Source organism: Burkholderia gladioli, assembly GCF_000959725.1.
GTDB classification, from domain to species: Bacteria; Pseudomonadota; Gammaproteobacteria; order Burkholderiales; family Burkholderiaceae; genus Burkholderia; species Burkholderia gladioli.
In genome coordinates, this window is sequence record NZ_CP009322.1 from 3,353,178 (window position 1) to 3,367,844 (window position 14,667).

Genomic DNA, 14,667 nt, shown 5'->3' on the forward strand with positions numbered 1-14,667 from the left:
GCGTGACGCGCCGTTCGCGATCGCGCGTGGTGAACGGCTAGGCCTTCAGGCGGCGGTATCCAATTCATCCACGTCCGACATCGTCAGTCGATACCCGGATCCATAGACCGTGATCAGCCGTATGCCGTGACGCCCGTCCAGTTCGAGGCGATTGCGCAGCCACGAGATGTGGGTATCCAGCCGTCGATTCGACGCGGCCACCATCGAACCCCAGACCAGCAGGCTCAGGTGGACGCGATCGAGGTTGCGTCCCGGATTCATGAAGAAGGCCGAGAGCACCTGGAAGTGTTTTTCCGTCAGCTTCTGCCGTTGGCCTGCGACGCGCACGGAGCGCGTCGATGCGTCGAATTCGTAGGCGCCGACGCGCCATCGCCGGTTGCGCGTGGCCTGGTGATGCGACCATTTCAGCCAGGTCGCGGTACGCGAGACGATTTCACCGTCGCGCGAGGCGCTCGACAAGTGTTCGTTGGCACCGGCTTCGAGGCTGTCGAGCCGCGAGGTCGAGGATTCGATCCGGCTGAACGTCATGATCGGCACGATGTCCCCGAAGCGGATGCGCAGTTGGCGGATGGCGTCGATCGTGTGCTCGCAGGTCGATTCGCACTGCACGATGAACAGGTCGGCCGGCTGGGCATGGCAGGCGGTGAGCAGTTGCGATGCCGACTCGAAGCGCGCGGGCTGGTAGCCCGCGTCGCGCAGCAGGCGTTCGATGTAGCGGTGACCGGGCTCGCCATCCAATGCGGCGGCGCCGCGCAGGCCCATGCGACCGATCGCGAGGATCGCGATCCTCGGAGATCCGGTTTCCGTCATGTGGACGCTACGCAAGATGTGCCGGCGCGTGCGACAGGAGACGGTCGGGGCGCGCGAGGAGTGGATGGGTCATGGGCAGGCTGCGACAGGTGCGGGACATGAAGCGTGATGCCTTGAAAAAATCCCGCCGCGAAGGCGGGACAAGCATTACCAACAGGGCGTTGACCCGGCTGTCGGGAAACAGTGAGCCGACGTCCCTGATTGTGGACGCTTCGTATCGCGCGAGGTATCGGCCCTGTCTGAAAAGCCGCGTCAAATGCGGAGCATCGCATCCTCGGCGGCCTGGGCCACTTTCACCGAGGCGCGCGCTCCCACCCGTGCCACGAAGCGCGCGAGCGCGGGCCAGCGGGCGATGTCGATCGAGAACGACGGCAACCAGCCCAGCACCGTGTACAGATAGGCATCGGCAATGCCGAATCGATCGTGCAGATAGTCCCGCTCGCACAACGCGGCTTCCATCGTGTCGAGACGCCGGTACAACTTCTCGCGAAAGATCGCCTTGACCTCCCCCGATATCGCCGCATTGAACAGCGGGCTGCAACCGGCATGGATCTCCGCGGTGATGAAGTTGAGCGTTTCCTGCAGTCGCACGCGCGCCCAACTGCCGTTCGGCGCGGCGAGCCCGGCTTCCGGCTGCAGGTCCGCGAGATACTGCAGGATGGCGGGGCCTTCGGTGAGCACCTCGCCGTTGTCGAGCGCCAGGGCCGCGACATAGCCCTTGGGATTGACGTCGAGGAAATTGCCGCTCTCCGAGGTGCGCTTGGTCTTGTTGTCGACGCGAACCAGCTCGAACGGCAAGCCGAGTTCATGGAGCACGATATGCGGCGCCAGCGAACAGGCATTGGGGGCGAAATAGAGTTTCATGATGATCGGCCGAATGAAATAGCGGATGGAAAAGCGATAAAAAAATGAAGCCGTAATTCGATGAAGAGCATCGCAGTACCGCCATATTTCCGGCAAATGACATCTCGGCGGCCAGGTCATGAGAAATTCTCATGCGCTAGAATCGATTCGTTTTTTCGGCCCGGCCTGCGGGTTCGATCCTCGACGCTTCATGAAACCTCACTTTTCTTCGATGCCATGGCGGCAAGACTTCCTTCCCTGAATGGCCTGAAGGTATTCGAATGCGTCGCGCGCCACATGAGCTTCACGCGTGCGGCCGCCGAGCTGAACGTCACGCAGACGGCCGTCAGCCACCAGGTCCGCCGGCTCGAGGACGAACTGGGCATTCGTCTGTTCCTGCGCCTGAAGGAACGCCTCGAACTGACACCGGCGGGACACGCGTATCTGCAAGGGGTGGGCCTCGCCTTCGAGCAATTGCGCTTCTCGACCGCCCAATTGCGCGAAGGCCGCCGCGACAACACGCTGGGCATCAGCACGGTGGCTTCGTTCGCCGCGAAATGGCTGCTGCCGCGCCTGGGATCGTTTCGCCTCGCGCATCCCGAGGTCGAGCTCCGCATCGGCGCGTCGACCGATTTCGTGGATTTCCTGGCCGGCGGCCACGACGCGGCGGTTCGTCTTGGCCATGGTGACTGGCCCGGCTTGTGCTGCGACCGGCTGATGGCGGACGAGATCCTGCCCGTCTGCAGCCCACGATACTTGTCGGCGGGCCCGAGGCTGGCCGAACCGGCCGACCTGGCGCATCACACGCTGCTGCAGGTCGGCGGCGTGACGGGCGATGACTGGTCCTGCTGGCTCGCTGCCGCCGGGTTGTCCCCCGACCTGCCTGGCAGCGGGCGCATGCATTTCGATCTCGCCTTGCTGGCGGTGCAGGCGGCCATCGACGGCCATGGCGTCTGCATCGGCCGGCGTGCCTATGTCGAGGACGATCTGCGCGCGGGCCGGCTGATCGCGCCATTCGACCTGAGCGTGAGCACCGGCCGGAGCTTCTACCTGGTTTCACCCCCCGAGCGCGCCGATTCGGCCAGGGTGAGGGCCTTCCGCGGCTGGCTTCTCGAGGCGGCACGCGGCTGAAAACGGCACGACCGTACTAAATCGTTCCGATGCAACGACGGCGATTTTTCCCGGAAATTTCCCATCGCGTCGATCTTGCCGATTTTCGTTCTTTTATTTCGCGGAGCTTGCCGATAGGATCCGATCTTTCTTGCCTACCCTTGAATGTCGGTTTATAAAACAATCCGCGCGCAGCATTTGACTCAGTGATACTGAACAATTGCGGGTGGAAAATGAAAAGAAACGCGTTGAACCTTGGCCTGGGTAGTGTGGCGATCCTGACCGGCGCGATGCCGGTTGGTGCTTACGCGGTGTGCTCGGCGGTGGGGCCGGGCAGCAATACCACCGTCACTTGCGGCGGCGCGGCGATTCCTTCCGTGGTGGCCGTGCCCGGCAGTACCAATGTCGCGATCGATATCGACGGCACCGCCACCGGAAGCTACATGCTGGCCACCACGCCCACGCCGTTCTCGGTCGACACCTCGAGTTCGATCACCAACAACGGCAACCTGTCGATGTCGGGCAACGGCAGCGGCGTCGCCAATCGTGGTGCGATGCTGATCGGCGTGAACAACGGCAACACCGTCACCAACGGCAGCACCGGCGTGATCACCACCACCGGCGCCTACAACGACGGCATCGCCGCGAACGGCAACAACAACACGCTGGTCAACAACGGCACCATCACCACCTCCGGCAACAACGCCTACGGCATGACGGCAGCCTGGGGACAAAGCAACCCCGGTGCGTCGGGCAACACGCTGATCAATACCGGTACCGTCACCACCTCGGGAAACAATGCGCGCGCGGCTTCGCTGCTGGGCGGCAACGGCACCATCAACAACAGCGGCACGTTGCAAACCAATGGACGCGATGCGCCGGCCGCCTACATGCAGGGCAACAACGACACGCTGATCAACAGCGGCACGATCCTGACCACCGGCACCGCCACCAGCGGCGGCAGCGTCGATGCGGTGGTCTCGAACACGCTCGGCAGCTCGTTTACCGCCACCATCACCAACCAGGCCGGCGGCAGCATCATCAGCACCAACGGGATCGGCATCCGCTCGACCAACGGCGCGACCACCATCACCAACGCGGGCCTGATCCAGGGCGGCGGCACGGCGATCCAGGGCGGCAACGGCAATGTCACGCTGATCCTGCAGACCGGTTCGCAGATCGTCGGGACTGCAAACGGTGGCAATGGCACCAATAGCGTGACCCTGCAAGGCTCGGGCACCGCCTCGAATGCCTTCACCAATTTCCAGAGCCTGACCATGAGCGGCGCCGACTGGACCTGGGCCGGCACCGGCACGTTCTCGACGGCGTTGGTGCAGAGCGGCACGCTGAACCTGACCGGCACGCTGGGCACCACCACGGCCTCGGTGGTCGCCACCGTGAATGCCGGCGCGACCCTGCAGGCTAACGCCTCGAACCTGCCGCTATCGGTAACCGACGATGGCCTGGTGCGCTTCCAGCAGGACGGCGCCGGCACCTATGCGGGGACCATCTCGGGCAGCGGCGCGCTCGAGAAGACGGGCGCGGGCAGCCTGGCCGCGACCGGCGCCAATACCTACTCGGGCGGCACCACGCTCACGCAGGGCAGCCTGCAGGCTGCCGCCGACAACGCGCTGGGTGCCGCCTCCGGCGCGCTGGCCTTCAACGGCGGCACGCTCCAGCTCGGCAGCAGCTTCGACCTGGCGGCGAGCCGGGCGATCTCGATCACGGCCAACGGCGGCACGATCGATACGCAAGGTTTCAATTCCACCATTGCCCAGAACATCACCGGCGCGGGCTCGCTGACCAAGCTTGGCGGCGGCACGCTCACGCTCGATGGCGCGAACAGCTACGCGGGTGGGACGAACCTCGATGCGGGCACGCTGGTGGTGGGCGATGCCACGAACCCTGCGGCCTCGCTGTCGGGCGGTGGCCCCGTGGCGATCGCCTCGGGCGCGACCCTGGGCGGCTACGGCAGCGTGACCGGCAACGTCAGCAACAACGGCACGATCTCGGTGGCCAATGCGCTGGCGAGCCTCGCGAGCGGGCCCACCGGCAACTTCACGATCAACGGCAACCTGACCAACGCCGGCCTCGTGCAGCTCGGCGGCGGTGGTGTGGGCAACACCTTGACCGTGGCCGGCAACTATGCCGGCCAGCACGCGACCATCGCGCTAAACACCTTCCTGGCGGGCGACGGCGCCGCCTCCGACAAGCTGGTGATCAACGGCGGCACGGCCAGCGGCACCAGCACGTTGAAGGTCAGCAACGTGGGCGGCCCCGGCGCGCAGACCACCGGCAACGGCATCGAGGTGGTGCAGGCCACCAACGGCGCGACCAGCAGCAGCGGCGCGTTCTCGCTGGCGGGCGGCTCGGTCAGCGCGGGCGCCTACACCTACTTTCTCGCCAAGGGCGGCACCGCGAGCGGCACCGATGAGGACTGGTATCTGCGCAACACGATTCCGCCGGCGCCGACGCCGCCTACGTCACCGACCTCGCCGCCGTCGCCGCCTCCCGTGGTGGTGGCGGTGGGCACCCCGTCGACGATCGCCGAGGCGGTGGCCGACGCGGCGCCCGGCGCCGCGCCCGAGCCGATCTATCGCCAGGAGGTGCCGCTCTACAGCGAGGCGCCGGCCGTGGCGCGCCAGCTCGGCCTGATGCAGATCGACACCTTCCACGATCGCCAGGGCGAGCAGGGGCTGCTCAGCGAAAGCGGTTCGGTGCCGGCGGCCTGGGCGCGCGTCTGGGGCGGCTACGCGAACCTGCACCAGAAGGGCGACGCTTCGCCGTCCTTCGACGGTTCCGTCTACGGCATGCAGGTCGGGCAGGATCTCTATGCCGACAACCGCCCGAGCGGCCATCGCAACCATTACGGTTTCCTGCTCGGCTTCTCGCGCGCAGTGGGCGACGTGAACGGATTCGCGCTGGGCCAGCCCGATCTCGGCGTCGGCTCGCTGCAGGTGAACAGCTACAACCTGGGCGGCTACTGGACCCACATCGGCCCCGGCGGCTGGTACACCGACGCGGTTCTGATGGGCAGCGCGCTGACGGTGCGCAGCAATTCGAACGGCGGCGTATCGGGCTCGACCAACGGCAACGCCTTCACCGGCTCGGTCGAGGCGGGGCTGCCGATCGCGCTCGGCTACGGGCTCACGCTCGAGCCGCAGGCGCAACTGGTCTGGCAATGGCTGTCGCTCGATCGGCTCGACGACGGCATCTCCTCGGTGCGCTGGAACAACGGCAACACCTTCCTCGGCCGGATCGGCGCGCGCCTGCAGTGGGCCGTCGCCGCACATGGCATCGAATGGAAGCCGTATCTGCGCGTGAGCGCGCTGCGCTCATTCGGCAAGGACGACGAAACGAACTTCGGCGGCAGCACCACGATCGGCACGCAGGTCGGGCAGACCATGGGGCAGGTCGGCGCGGGCGTGGTCGCCCAGTTGACCAAGCGCGGCAGCGTGTTCGCCACGCTCAGCTACCTGAGCAACCTCGGCGGCGAGCACCAGCGCACCATCACCGGCAATGCCGGCGTGCGCTGGGCGTGGTAGCGGCTGGCGGCATCAAGCCGCCGGCGAGAACGCCTGCTGCGCCGCCACCGTGTCGAGCGACTCGCGCAGCAGCTTGATCCTGCCGTTCTCCGCGACCAGCCGGCCCGCGTACATCTGCCGATAGACCTTGCCCGTCGAGGGCACCAGCGCCTCGACCGAGTATTCGCCGAAAACCTGCTCGGGCGTATCGATCAGGATGCGCACGTCCTTGAACGCGAAGTCCGGCACCTTCGCCAGCAGCGAGGCGATGAACCGCTCGATCGCCGCCGGTCCCTTGGCGCCCGTGCTCGGCGCGCCGAGGCTCGTCAGGTACGGCAGTTCGAGCACGCCGTCCTCGGCGAACAGCGCCGCGGCCGCCTTCGGGTCGCGTACCTTCTCGATGTAGTGGCGCAGCAGCGCCGATGCCTGTTCCATGATGTTTTCTCCGTTGAGCGGCCGCCGCGCGATGCATGCCTCACGCCCGTCGCGGGCGGCCGGGTATCGATCGACAGGGCGTTTCAGACTTGGGCCTGGCCGCCGTCGGCGGTGATCTCGGCGCCGTTGATGAAGCTCGAATCGTCCGAGGCCAGGAAGCTGACCACCTTGGCGATCTCCGACGGATCGGCCAGCCGGCCGATCGGCACCAGCGAGCTCAGGTAGGCGAGCAGGCCGTCCTGGCCTTCCCGGGTATCGCCGCCGAGTTCGGCCAGGCCGGTCGTGCGCGTCGAGCCGGGGCTCACCACGTTCACGCGGATGCCGCGCTCCTTCAGGTCCAGCACCCAGCTGCGTGCGAGCGCGCGCACGGCGGCCTTCGAGGCGCTGTAGATGCTGAAGGCCTGGGTGCCCGTCGAGCCCGCGATCGAGCCGTTCAGGATGATCGAGGCGCCTTGCGGCATCAGCGGCAGGGCCTTCTGCACGGTGAACACCACGGCCTTCACGTTGCGCGCGAAAGTGTCGTCGAAGTGCTGCTCGGTGATTTCGCCGAGCGGGGACATCGAGCCGCCGCCGGCATTGGTGAACAGCACGTCGAGTCGGCCTTCGGCGGCGCGGATCGTCTCGAACAGCGCGTCGAGATCGGCCGAGCGCGTCACGTCGCTGCGCACGCCGCGCGCGCCCTGGCCGATCGCCGCGACGGCCTGGTCCAGTTCCGCCTGGCGGCGGCCGGTGATGATCACGCGCGCGCCTTGCGCCGCCAGGTCCTTCGCCGCCGCCAGGCCGATCCCGCTCGTGCCGCCGGTTACCAGTGCCACCTTGCCTTCCAGTCGATTGCTCATGATCTTCTCCGGTTGATGAGTGTCGATGGCGTAACGATAGATATTTCCAGGAGAGAGAGAAATATCCATTTTTCAAATTGATTTTCCACATGTATGGATAATAGATAGACTGGCGGCTCATCTTGGAAAGGACGGGCACATGGATCAGTTGCTGGCTTTACGCGTCTTCGTGCGCATCGCCGAATCGGGCGGCTTCGGCAAGGCCGCCGATACGCTCGACGTGCCGCGCGCCACGGTATCCAAGCTGATCCAGGAGCTGGAGACGCACCTGCGCGTGAAGCTGTTCCAGCGCTCGACGCGCAAGGTGGTGGTGACGGAGGAGGGGCAGGCCTATTACCGCAATGCCGTGAAGCTGCTGGCCGATCTCGACGAGATGGACGGGCGCTTCGCCGACGTGCACGGCAAGCCGCGAGGGCGGGTACGTGTCGATATCGGCTCGTCATTCGCCAACCTGATCCTGCTGCCGCGCCTGCCCGAGTTCCGGCGCCGCTTTCCCGACATCCAGCTCGACATCGGCGTGAGTGACCGGCCGGCGGACCTGATCGGCGAAGGTGTCGATTGCGTGATCCGAGGCGGTGCGCTGGCGGATACCTCGCTGGTGGCCCGGCGCATCGCGAGCCTCGAATGGGGCACCTATGCCAGCGCGGCCTATGTCGCCGAGCGCGGCATGCCGGAGCATCCGGACGAATTGCGCGAGCGACACGATCTGGCGGGCTATTTCTCGTCGCAGACGGGGCGGCCGTTCCCCTTGCTGTTCGAGCGTGGCGACGAGCGCATCGCCGTCGAACCGCGCGGCGCCCGCGCCTGTTGCGTGAACGAGAGCACGGCGCACCTGAGCGCGCTGGTGAGCGGCTTGGGCGTGGGCCAGACCTTTGCGTTCAAGGCGCACCCCCGGGTGGAGCGTGGCGAGTTGGTGCGCTTGCTGCCGCGATGGACGCGGCCCGCGAATCCGATCCACGTGGTGTTCGCACAGGCCAGGTACAACAGCGCGCGGCTGCGGGTGTTCGTCGACTGGGTGGCCGAGCTGTTCGCGCCTTACGACAGCGAGCCGGGAAGAAGGTAGATGGGCATGGACGCGCGCGGTCGCGCGTGGCCTAGAGCTTCCTGGTCAGGTAACGGAAGCAGGTGGTCCGAAGCAGGATTCGCTTGTCATGCGCATCGCCGGAGATCTGCTCCGGTTCGCTCGCCGTGGACAGGAACGACATCACGAAGGCCGGACCGTAGGCGGCATGCACGGATTGCGCCACATCGAGCGAGGCCTTGCCGAGCCAGATCCGGTCGCGCCAATCGCATTTCATCTCCTGCTGCGCCACCCAGGCGTGAAGCAGCTCGACCAGTTGGGCGGCGGGCAGCCAGATGTCTCGCTGCCGTTTCGCGGCGAGTTGGGCGACCACCAGGAAATACAGCAAGCCGACGTACTTCATGAGGGCTTGCCTACCCGTCGGGAGCGGGTCCATGTCGTCACCGCGATCGTTCCGGCTGGTTCGGCCGGGAAGCCGTGCCCAGCCATGCGATGGTCGACGACTTCTGTGACAGGATGCCTTCGCATACCCACTTGGTTTCAAAGAAACCGGTGGCTTCCGCGGTTTCGATCAGGTCGGCGTAGAAGTCCACTTCCCGCAGGAGGGCATCGCGCAGGTTGATCAGCGAGGGCGATTGCCGATCGTCGCCGGCCGCGGGCCCGGCGGGCATGGCCGGAATCTCGGATACGGCATCCCCGGCTGGCGTGCCGATATCCTCGATTCGCATGACTGATTGACCGAGCAGGCGTTGCTGCTCGATGGTTTGCGTCAGCAGGGTTTCCATCTCCGGGCGCTGCTCGTCCGATGCCAGCGCCCGGCTGAGGACGTGCCTGAGACGCTGCTCGGTTTCCCGGCCCAGGGAGCGGGCTTCGCGCAGTTGATCCAGGAGATCGTTTCGGTTCGGCGGCATGGCGGTCGGTTCCACTGGGTGGGCCTTGCATAGGATGGCCGATCGCGTCGGCCATGCATCGGCCGGGGTTCAGCCTTCGGCGCTCAGGGCTTTCTCGATCGCGGCGATCAGTTTGAAGGCGTCGTCCCGATCGAGTATGAAGCCGCGGTTGGCGTATTCGCAGCCGAACGCGTAGTAGGTCGGCAGCAGGGTGAGCTTGTTCAGGTCCTGGTTGAAGTCGACCTCGCAGCGCGTCAACGCGAAGTACGTCCGGCCAGCGAGTTGCCTGACTTCCATTTCGTCTTCCTCAGTACTGCTTCGGAGGCGGCATGGCGCGCCTGAGCCGGGCGCGTTGCCGGGACACAGCGCTGGCGAGCTTGCGCTTGCGCTCCGCGGTCGGCTTCTCGTAGGCGCCGCGTGCGCGCAGTTCCTGGATCAGGCCGGCCTTCTGGATTTCCCGGCGGAAGCGGCGCAGCGCGACCTCGACGGGTTCGTTGACTTTCAGTATGACTTTGGTCATATCCACCTTGAGGAAAAACTCGGATTTCCGGCGGTGCGCCATCGATGCACGCGGCATGCCGGATGGGATCAGGACGGTATCCAGTTCTCGCCGCCATGCTTGTCGATGACGTCTTGCGCGAACTTGAGCGAGGCGCGACGCGCGGCGCCGGCGCTCATGAACGGCGGCGTCTCGTTCAGCTTGAACGTGTCGCTGTAGGTCAGGGTCTCGCCGCGCAGGCAGATCTTGACCGCCGCGTCGAAGCCGTCGTCGTAGTTGCGGCCCGAACCGGCCGTGGATTCCGTGTGCGGATAGATCAGCGGATAGATCTCGAAGCCGCGATAGAAGTGCATGCCCATAATCGCCTCCTGGCGAGCAGCGGTGATTGAAGCGGTGAATCCTGAGGCGCTGTCGGAACATGACATGTCCGGCAGCTTGCGATGAGAAGGAGGTCGAATGATCGACGGATGAGGCGAGCAGACGAGGAGGGTCGAGGCGAAAGGGGTTAGGCGAAGAATGCGTGGCCTCGAAGCGTGGTTCATCATACTCCGCTTGCCTTGGAAGAAACGGCGGCGGCATGCATATTTATTTCGAACGCGGTGCGCACGGTTATTTCGAACGCGGTGCGCACGGCGCGCGCGTCGTTTGCCGGCGCCGCGGCAAACCGCTTTCGATGAATCGTGCGCAGCCAGGCTGCACGGGGTCGGCGACCGGCCCTCAATCTTTCGCGAGGTGCCGCGGCGCGCCTGCGCAAGCGAAATAACTTGACCGATGCCGCCTTAGCGCGTAAGGTCTGTCGCTGAAGTCTCCAAGAAGCGCGATTGCTGCTCATCACTGACCGCTAAGCTGCGGTATTCGTTGTCCTCTCCCTCCTTGATTCTTTTGCGTGCCCGAACACGGCGCGCGGCTCTGTACGTCTTATCAATATCAAAGGATTTTCATGGACACCGGTATCGTCAAGTGGTTCAACGACAGCAAGGGTTTCGGCTTCATCGCGCCGGACAACAGCAAGGACGACCTCTTTGCGCATTTTTCCGAAATTCGCGGTGACGGCTTCCGCACCCTCGTCGAGGGGCAGCGCGTGAGCTTCGAAACGAAGATGGGCCCGAAGGGCCTGCAGGCAAGCAACATCAAGACCCTCTGAGGCGCCTGTCCGGCCGGCGTGCCTGGCGCGAGCCGGTTGCCGGAGCGGGTTGACGGCCCCATCCCGTTGTCGATGGTCGCTGCCGATTCTTTCGATGCGACAAGACAGATGCGAGGCCGATATGACAGGAAACGTTTCACGCGCCGGCAAGCGGCCCCCGCCTCGAAAGAAAATCGGGCCGCCGTCGTCGCCGCAAGGCATTGCCCTCAACTGGATCCCGCCGCATCTGGCGAAGCCCGTGGCTGCGCCGCGCGGTGGACGTCCGGCCAAGAAAACCTAGTTGTCCGTCGCGTGTCTTGCTCGCGGGCGCATGCGGAACTTCTCGCCATCCATACCGATGCCAGGTGCATGCGCGTGTTGCCGACTGCGAGGCGGGCAATGCACGATTCATCATCAGACTGGTCATTGGAGAAAACAATTTGGCAAAGGAAGATCTGCTTGAACTGGACGGCGTCGTCGACGAAGTGCTGCCCGATAGCCGCTATCGCGTGACGCTGGAAAACGGCGCGGTGGTGGCCGCTTATGCCTCGGGGCGCTTGCGGAAGAACCATATCCGTATCCTGGCCGGCGATCGCGTCAGGCTCGAGATGTCGCTCTACGACCTGACGAAGGGCCGTATCAACTACCGCCACAAGGACGAGCGTGCCGCGACCGGCGCGCCGCGTGCGCGTCCCAGCTACCGTCGCTGAGTCGTTCTCCGGCCGGCTTGCCGCGATGGCTTGCCGGTCGCCATTGCCCGAGAAAGTCTGGCCGTCAAGTCGTTCCCTGGCGCGAATCACGATACGCCGTCATGCAGCTCGCTCCCACGAGCCCGGTCCTGTCCGGCCGGAAATTCAACCGCTCGCCGCATTTTTGCCGGCCTGCGTACACCCTGAACAGCAGGATTCCTGACCATTCATCGGCCGATGCCGAACACGTGTCATTACAGTCCATGCTCATCGAACAACTGATTCATCATGCAAGCAACCATCATCAAGCACTATCGCGGCTATGCCGTCGCGCCCTCGGTCCACCGTCTTCCTGACGGCAGCTTCTCGTCCAACCTGACGCTCCGGCGCATGGACCGTCGCGACGAGGCGGCGCTCTACGAGTTCTACTCCCTCGATTATTTCGGCACCGAAGAGGCTGCCCTGCATCATTCCGATCGCTGGGCGCGCGATTGGATCGACACCCGCGGCTGATCCGCCGCCGCGTCGCGTTCAACCATAGGCCGCCTGCAGCCAGGCCCGGGCCCAGTTCCGGGCATAGGCGATCGCGTCCTCGCGCAGCTCGAACGCTGCCAGATCCCCACTCAGGTACACATCGTATTCGGCGCCGTCCAGGCGATTCGAGCTGATGCGCGCATGCGCGATATATTCGCCGTCCGCGCGACGGGGTGTCGGATCGACACGAAACGCCTCTGCCGTGGTTGACATGGAAACTCTCCTTTCGCCGGGCCGGTCACTCGTCGCCGACGCACAGCAGCGCCATGATCTCGCTGGCTTCGCGATCGCTCTGGTTGCCGCCCGTGCCGCCCCGGCCCAGGCTTTCGCGGATCGACGAGTACATCAGGAAGGTGGTGACATCCACCTCGCAGCGCTGCTCGCCGATCAGGCGCTGCAACTCGGCTTCCGCGTCGGCGGGCAGGTGCCGGTCGACGAAGCCTGAGCTGTCGCTTCGAATCGATCGAAGCAGATCGGATTTTTTCATGGCGTGACTCCTGCATCCCCGGCGCGCGGCTGGAGCAAGGCTGATCGGGCGTATCGGCACGAGGATGTGCCGCTTGGCGGGCGTGATCCGGAGGCGGGCAGGACGGTGAGGTGGCCCCCTGAAACAAGGGGCGGAGCCGCAAGGGCTGCGGCGGGCCGATCGTCAACCGGGATCGCGGTGCTGGATCGGCCATGGCCCGGCGAAATCGCGCATTGCCGCGCAAGCCGGGCGCGATGCCGTCGATAGGAGGACGGCATCGCTGCGAACGATGGTACGCGTCTCGCCATGTTTGTACAGCTTAATTTTGTAAGGGCGGAACGCGGCTTCAGCCGAACACCGGCAAGGCCAGGAACAGCGTGATGACGAGGGAAGGATGCCGCGGCGCGGCCTACTTGCTCTCCGGCAGGAACCAGTTCATCAACAGCGCGCACAGCCCGCCGGTGGCCACGCCCGAAGCCAGCACGTTCTTCAGCGCATGCGGCAGATTGGTGAGGATTTCCGGGACCTGGGACACGCCCAGCCCGAGCGCCAGCGATACCGCGATGATCAGCAGCGCGCGCCGGTCGAGCTTCACGCCGGCCAGGATGTTGATGCCCGAAGCGGCCACCGCGCCGAACATCACCATTGCCGCGCCGCCCAGCACCGGCTCCGGCACCGCCTGCAGCACGCTGGCCACCGCCGGGAACAGCCCCAGCACCACCAGCATGCCGGCGATCCACACGCCCACGTGGCGGCTGGCGATGCCGGTCAGCTGGATCACCCCGTTGTTCTGCGCGAACACCGAACTCGGGAAGGTATTGAACACGCCGGCCAGCAGCGAGTTCGCGCCGTTCACCAGCACACCACCCTTGATTCGTTGCATCCACAACGGTCCTTCCACCGGCTCGCGCGACACCTTGCTGGTGGCCGTCACGTCGCCGATCGCCTCCAGCGAGGTGACCACGTAGATGATCAGCATCGGCACGAACAGCGACCACGAGAAGCCGATGCCGAAGTGCAGCGGCGTGGGCACCTGAAACAGGGCCGCCTCGCGCGCGCCGGTGAAGTCGAGCCGGCCCATCGCGGCGGCGGCGAGGTAGCCGACGGCCAGCGCGATCACCAGCGCCGTGCTGCGCACCCAGACGATCGGCACGCGGTTCAGCACGACGATGGTGCCCAGCACCAGGCAGGACAGCGTGAGGTTCTGCGCGCTCGCGAACGTGCCCTTGGCCATCGCGCCGTAGCCGCCGCCCATGCTGACCAGGCCGACCTTGATCAGCGTGAGGCCGATCAGCAGCACCACGATGCCGGTCACCAGCGGCGTGATCAGCCGCTTGATGAAGGGCAGGATGCGCGAGACCGCCATCTCCACGAAGGAGCCCGCGATCACCACGCCGAAGATGGCGGCCATGACCGTTTCCACCGGCGTGCCCTGCTTCACCATCAGGCTGCCGCCGGCTATCAGCGGGCCGACGAAGTTGAAGCTGGTGCCCTGCACGATCAGCAGGCCCGCGCCGAGCGGGCCGAAGCGGCGGCATTGCAGGAAGGTGGCGATGCCCGAGATCACCAGCGACATCGACACGATCAGCGTGGTGTCGCGGGTCGGCACGTTCAGCGCCTGGCAGATCAGCAGGCCTGGCGTGACGATCGGCACCAGGATCGCCAGCAGGTGCTGGAGCGCGGCGACGAAGGCCACCGCCGGCGAGGGGCGGTCGTTGGGGCCGTAGACGAGATCGTGGACGGGGGCGTCGTCTGCGCCGTGGTGTGCGGGAGCGGAAGGCATCGCTGGGTGGGCCGGTTGAGGTGAATGCGTGGAAAGTGCGGAATTCTAACGGGTCGGGCGACCGTGACCGATCGCCGGCCGCGCTTCGCGACACACTTCCC

The 14,667-nt window shown here is 65.7% G+C and carries 18 protein-coding genes; 6 read left to right on the forward strand and 12 right to left on the reverse strand.

From position 1 onward, the window contains the following. Positions 1-45 precede the first annotated feature (45 nt). Positions 46-810, reverse strand: a complete 765-nt coding sequence (locus BM43_RS14415; protein ID WP_080741987.1) for a winged helix-turn-helix transcriptional regulator — start codon at positions 808-810, stop codon at positions 46-48. A gap of 252 nt (positions 811-1,062) precedes the next feature. Continuing rightward, a complete protein-coding gene (gene gstA, locus BM43_RS14420; protein WP_036055106.1) occupies positions 1,063-1,674 on the reverse strand; it encodes a glutathione transferase GstA in 612 nt (203 codons plus the stop codon). Positions 1,675-1,890: 216 nt separating this feature from the next. On the opposite strand from gstA, the gene BM43_RS14425 reads away from it, so the two are divergent. Together BM43_RS14425 and BM43_RS14430 are read left to right on the forward strand one after the other, a co-directional pair. Then, positions 1,891-2,784, forward strand: coding sequence for a transcriptional regulator GcvA (locus BM43_RS14425; RefSeq protein WP_036055105.1), 894 nt, complete (start codon positions 1,891-1,893; stop codon positions 2,782-2,784). 248 nt (positions 2,785-3,032) lie between these two features. Further along, on the forward strand, positions 3,033-6,308 hold the full coding sequence (locus BM43_RS14430; protein ID WP_036055104.1) for an autotransporter outer membrane beta-barrel domain-containing protein: 3,276 nt from the start codon (positions 3,033-3,035) through the stop codon (positions 6,306-6,308). A gap of 12 nt (positions 6,309-6,320) precedes the next feature. Here the strand turns inward: BM43_RS14430 and BM43_RS14435 are convergent, their stop codons facing one another. Both BM43_RS14435 and BM43_RS14440 read right to left on the reverse strand, forming a co-directional pair. After that, entirely contained in the window at positions 6,321-6,722 is a 402-nt protein-coding gene (locus tag BM43_RS14435) for a nuclear transport factor 2 family protein (RefSeq protein ID WP_036055102.1), read from the reverse strand. 83 nt (positions 6,723-6,805) lie between these two features. Then, entirely contained in the window at positions 6,806-7,561 is a 756-nt protein-coding gene (locus tag BM43_RS14440) for an SDR family NAD(P)-dependent oxidoreductase (protein WP_036055101.1), read from the reverse strand. A gap of 139 nt (positions 7,562-7,700) precedes the next feature. Between BM43_RS14440 and BM43_RS14445 the strand changes: the two genes are divergently transcribed. Further along, a complete protein-coding gene (locus tag BM43_RS14445) occupies positions 7,701-8,624 on the forward strand; it encodes a LysR family transcriptional regulator (RefSeq protein WP_036055099.1) in 924 nt (307 codons plus the stop codon). A gap of 31 nt (positions 8,625-8,655) precedes the next feature. Here the strand turns inward: BM43_RS14445 and BM43_RS14450 are convergent, their stop codons facing one another. The 5 genes from BM43_RS14450 to BM43_RS14475 form a co-directional block, all read right to left on the reverse strand. Continuing rightward, entirely contained in the window at positions 8,656-8,985 is a 330-nt protein-coding gene (locus BM43_RS14450; RefSeq protein ID WP_226285312.1) for a hypothetical protein, read from the reverse strand. Between the two features lie 37 nt (positions 8,986-9,022). Next, positions 9,023-9,493, reverse strand: a complete 471-nt coding sequence (locus BM43_RS40435; RefSeq protein ID WP_124083598.1) for a hypothetical protein — start codon at positions 9,491-9,493, stop codon at positions 9,023-9,025. A 69-nt stretch (positions 9,494-9,562) separates the two neighbouring features. Then, on the reverse strand, positions 9,563-9,769 hold the full coding sequence (locus tag BM43_RS14465) for a hypothetical protein (protein ID WP_036055096.1): 207 nt from the start codon (positions 9,767-9,769) through the stop codon (positions 9,563-9,565). 10 nt (positions 9,770-9,779) lie between these two features. After that, positions 9,780-9,992, reverse strand: a complete 213-nt coding sequence (gene rpsU / locus BM43_RS14470; RefSeq protein WP_025099554.1) for a 30S ribosomal protein S21 — start codon at positions 9,990-9,992, stop codon at positions 9,780-9,782. Positions 9,993-10,060: 68 nt separating this feature from the next. Next, positions 10,061-10,330, reverse strand: coding sequence for a hypothetical protein (locus BM43_RS14475; RefSeq protein ID WP_025099553.1), 270 nt, complete (start codon positions 10,328-10,330; stop codon positions 10,061-10,063). A gap of 581 nt (positions 10,331-10,911) precedes the next feature. Here BM43_RS14475 and BM43_RS14480 point away from each other — a divergent pair. The 3 genes from BM43_RS14480 (at position 10,912) to BM43_RS14490 (ending at position 12,296) form a co-directional block, all read left to right on the forward strand. Further along, complete coding sequence (locus BM43_RS14480) at positions 10,912-11,115, forward strand: cold-shock protein (RefSeq protein WP_036055095.1); 204 nt, start codon at positions 10,912-10,914, stop codon at positions 11,113-11,115. A 419-nt stretch (positions 11,116-11,534) separates the two neighbouring features. Beyond that, positions 11,535-11,804 carry a translation initiation factor IF-1 gene (infA, locus tag BM43_RS14485; RefSeq protein ID WP_025099551.1) on the forward strand — a complete coding sequence of 90 codons (270 nt, stop codon included), beginning with the start codon at positions 11,535-11,537 and terminating at the stop codon, positions 11,802-11,804. 267 nt (positions 11,805-12,071) lie between these two features. Continuing rightward, positions 12,072-12,296, forward strand: coding sequence for a hypothetical protein (locus BM43_RS14490; protein WP_025099550.1), 225 nt, complete (start codon positions 12,072-12,074; stop codon positions 12,294-12,296). A gap of 18 nt (positions 12,297-12,314) precedes the next feature. Here the strand turns inward: BM43_RS14490 and BM43_RS14495 are convergent, their stop codons facing one another. The 3 genes from BM43_RS14495 to BM43_RS14505 all read right to left on the reverse strand — a co-directional run bounded on the left by BM43_RS14495 (position 12,315) and on the right by BM43_RS14505 (position 14,566). Further along, complete coding sequence (locus tag BM43_RS14495; RefSeq protein WP_025099549.1) at positions 12,315-12,530, reverse strand: hypothetical protein; 216 nt, start codon at positions 12,528-12,530, stop codon at positions 12,315-12,317. A 25-nt stretch (positions 12,531-12,555) separates the two neighbouring features. Further along, positions 12,556-12,804: a hypothetical protein gene (locus BM43_RS14500; protein WP_036055093.1), complete on the reverse strand. Its 249-nt coding sequence runs from the start codon at positions 12,802-12,804 to the stop codon at positions 12,556-12,558. Between the two features lie 388 nt (positions 12,805-13,192). Then, a complete protein-coding gene (locus tag BM43_RS14505; protein WP_036055091.1) occupies positions 13,193-14,566 on the reverse strand; it encodes a nucleobase:cation symporter-2 family protein in 1,374 nt (457 codons plus the stop codon). Positions 14,567-14,667: the final 101 nt, after the last annotated feature.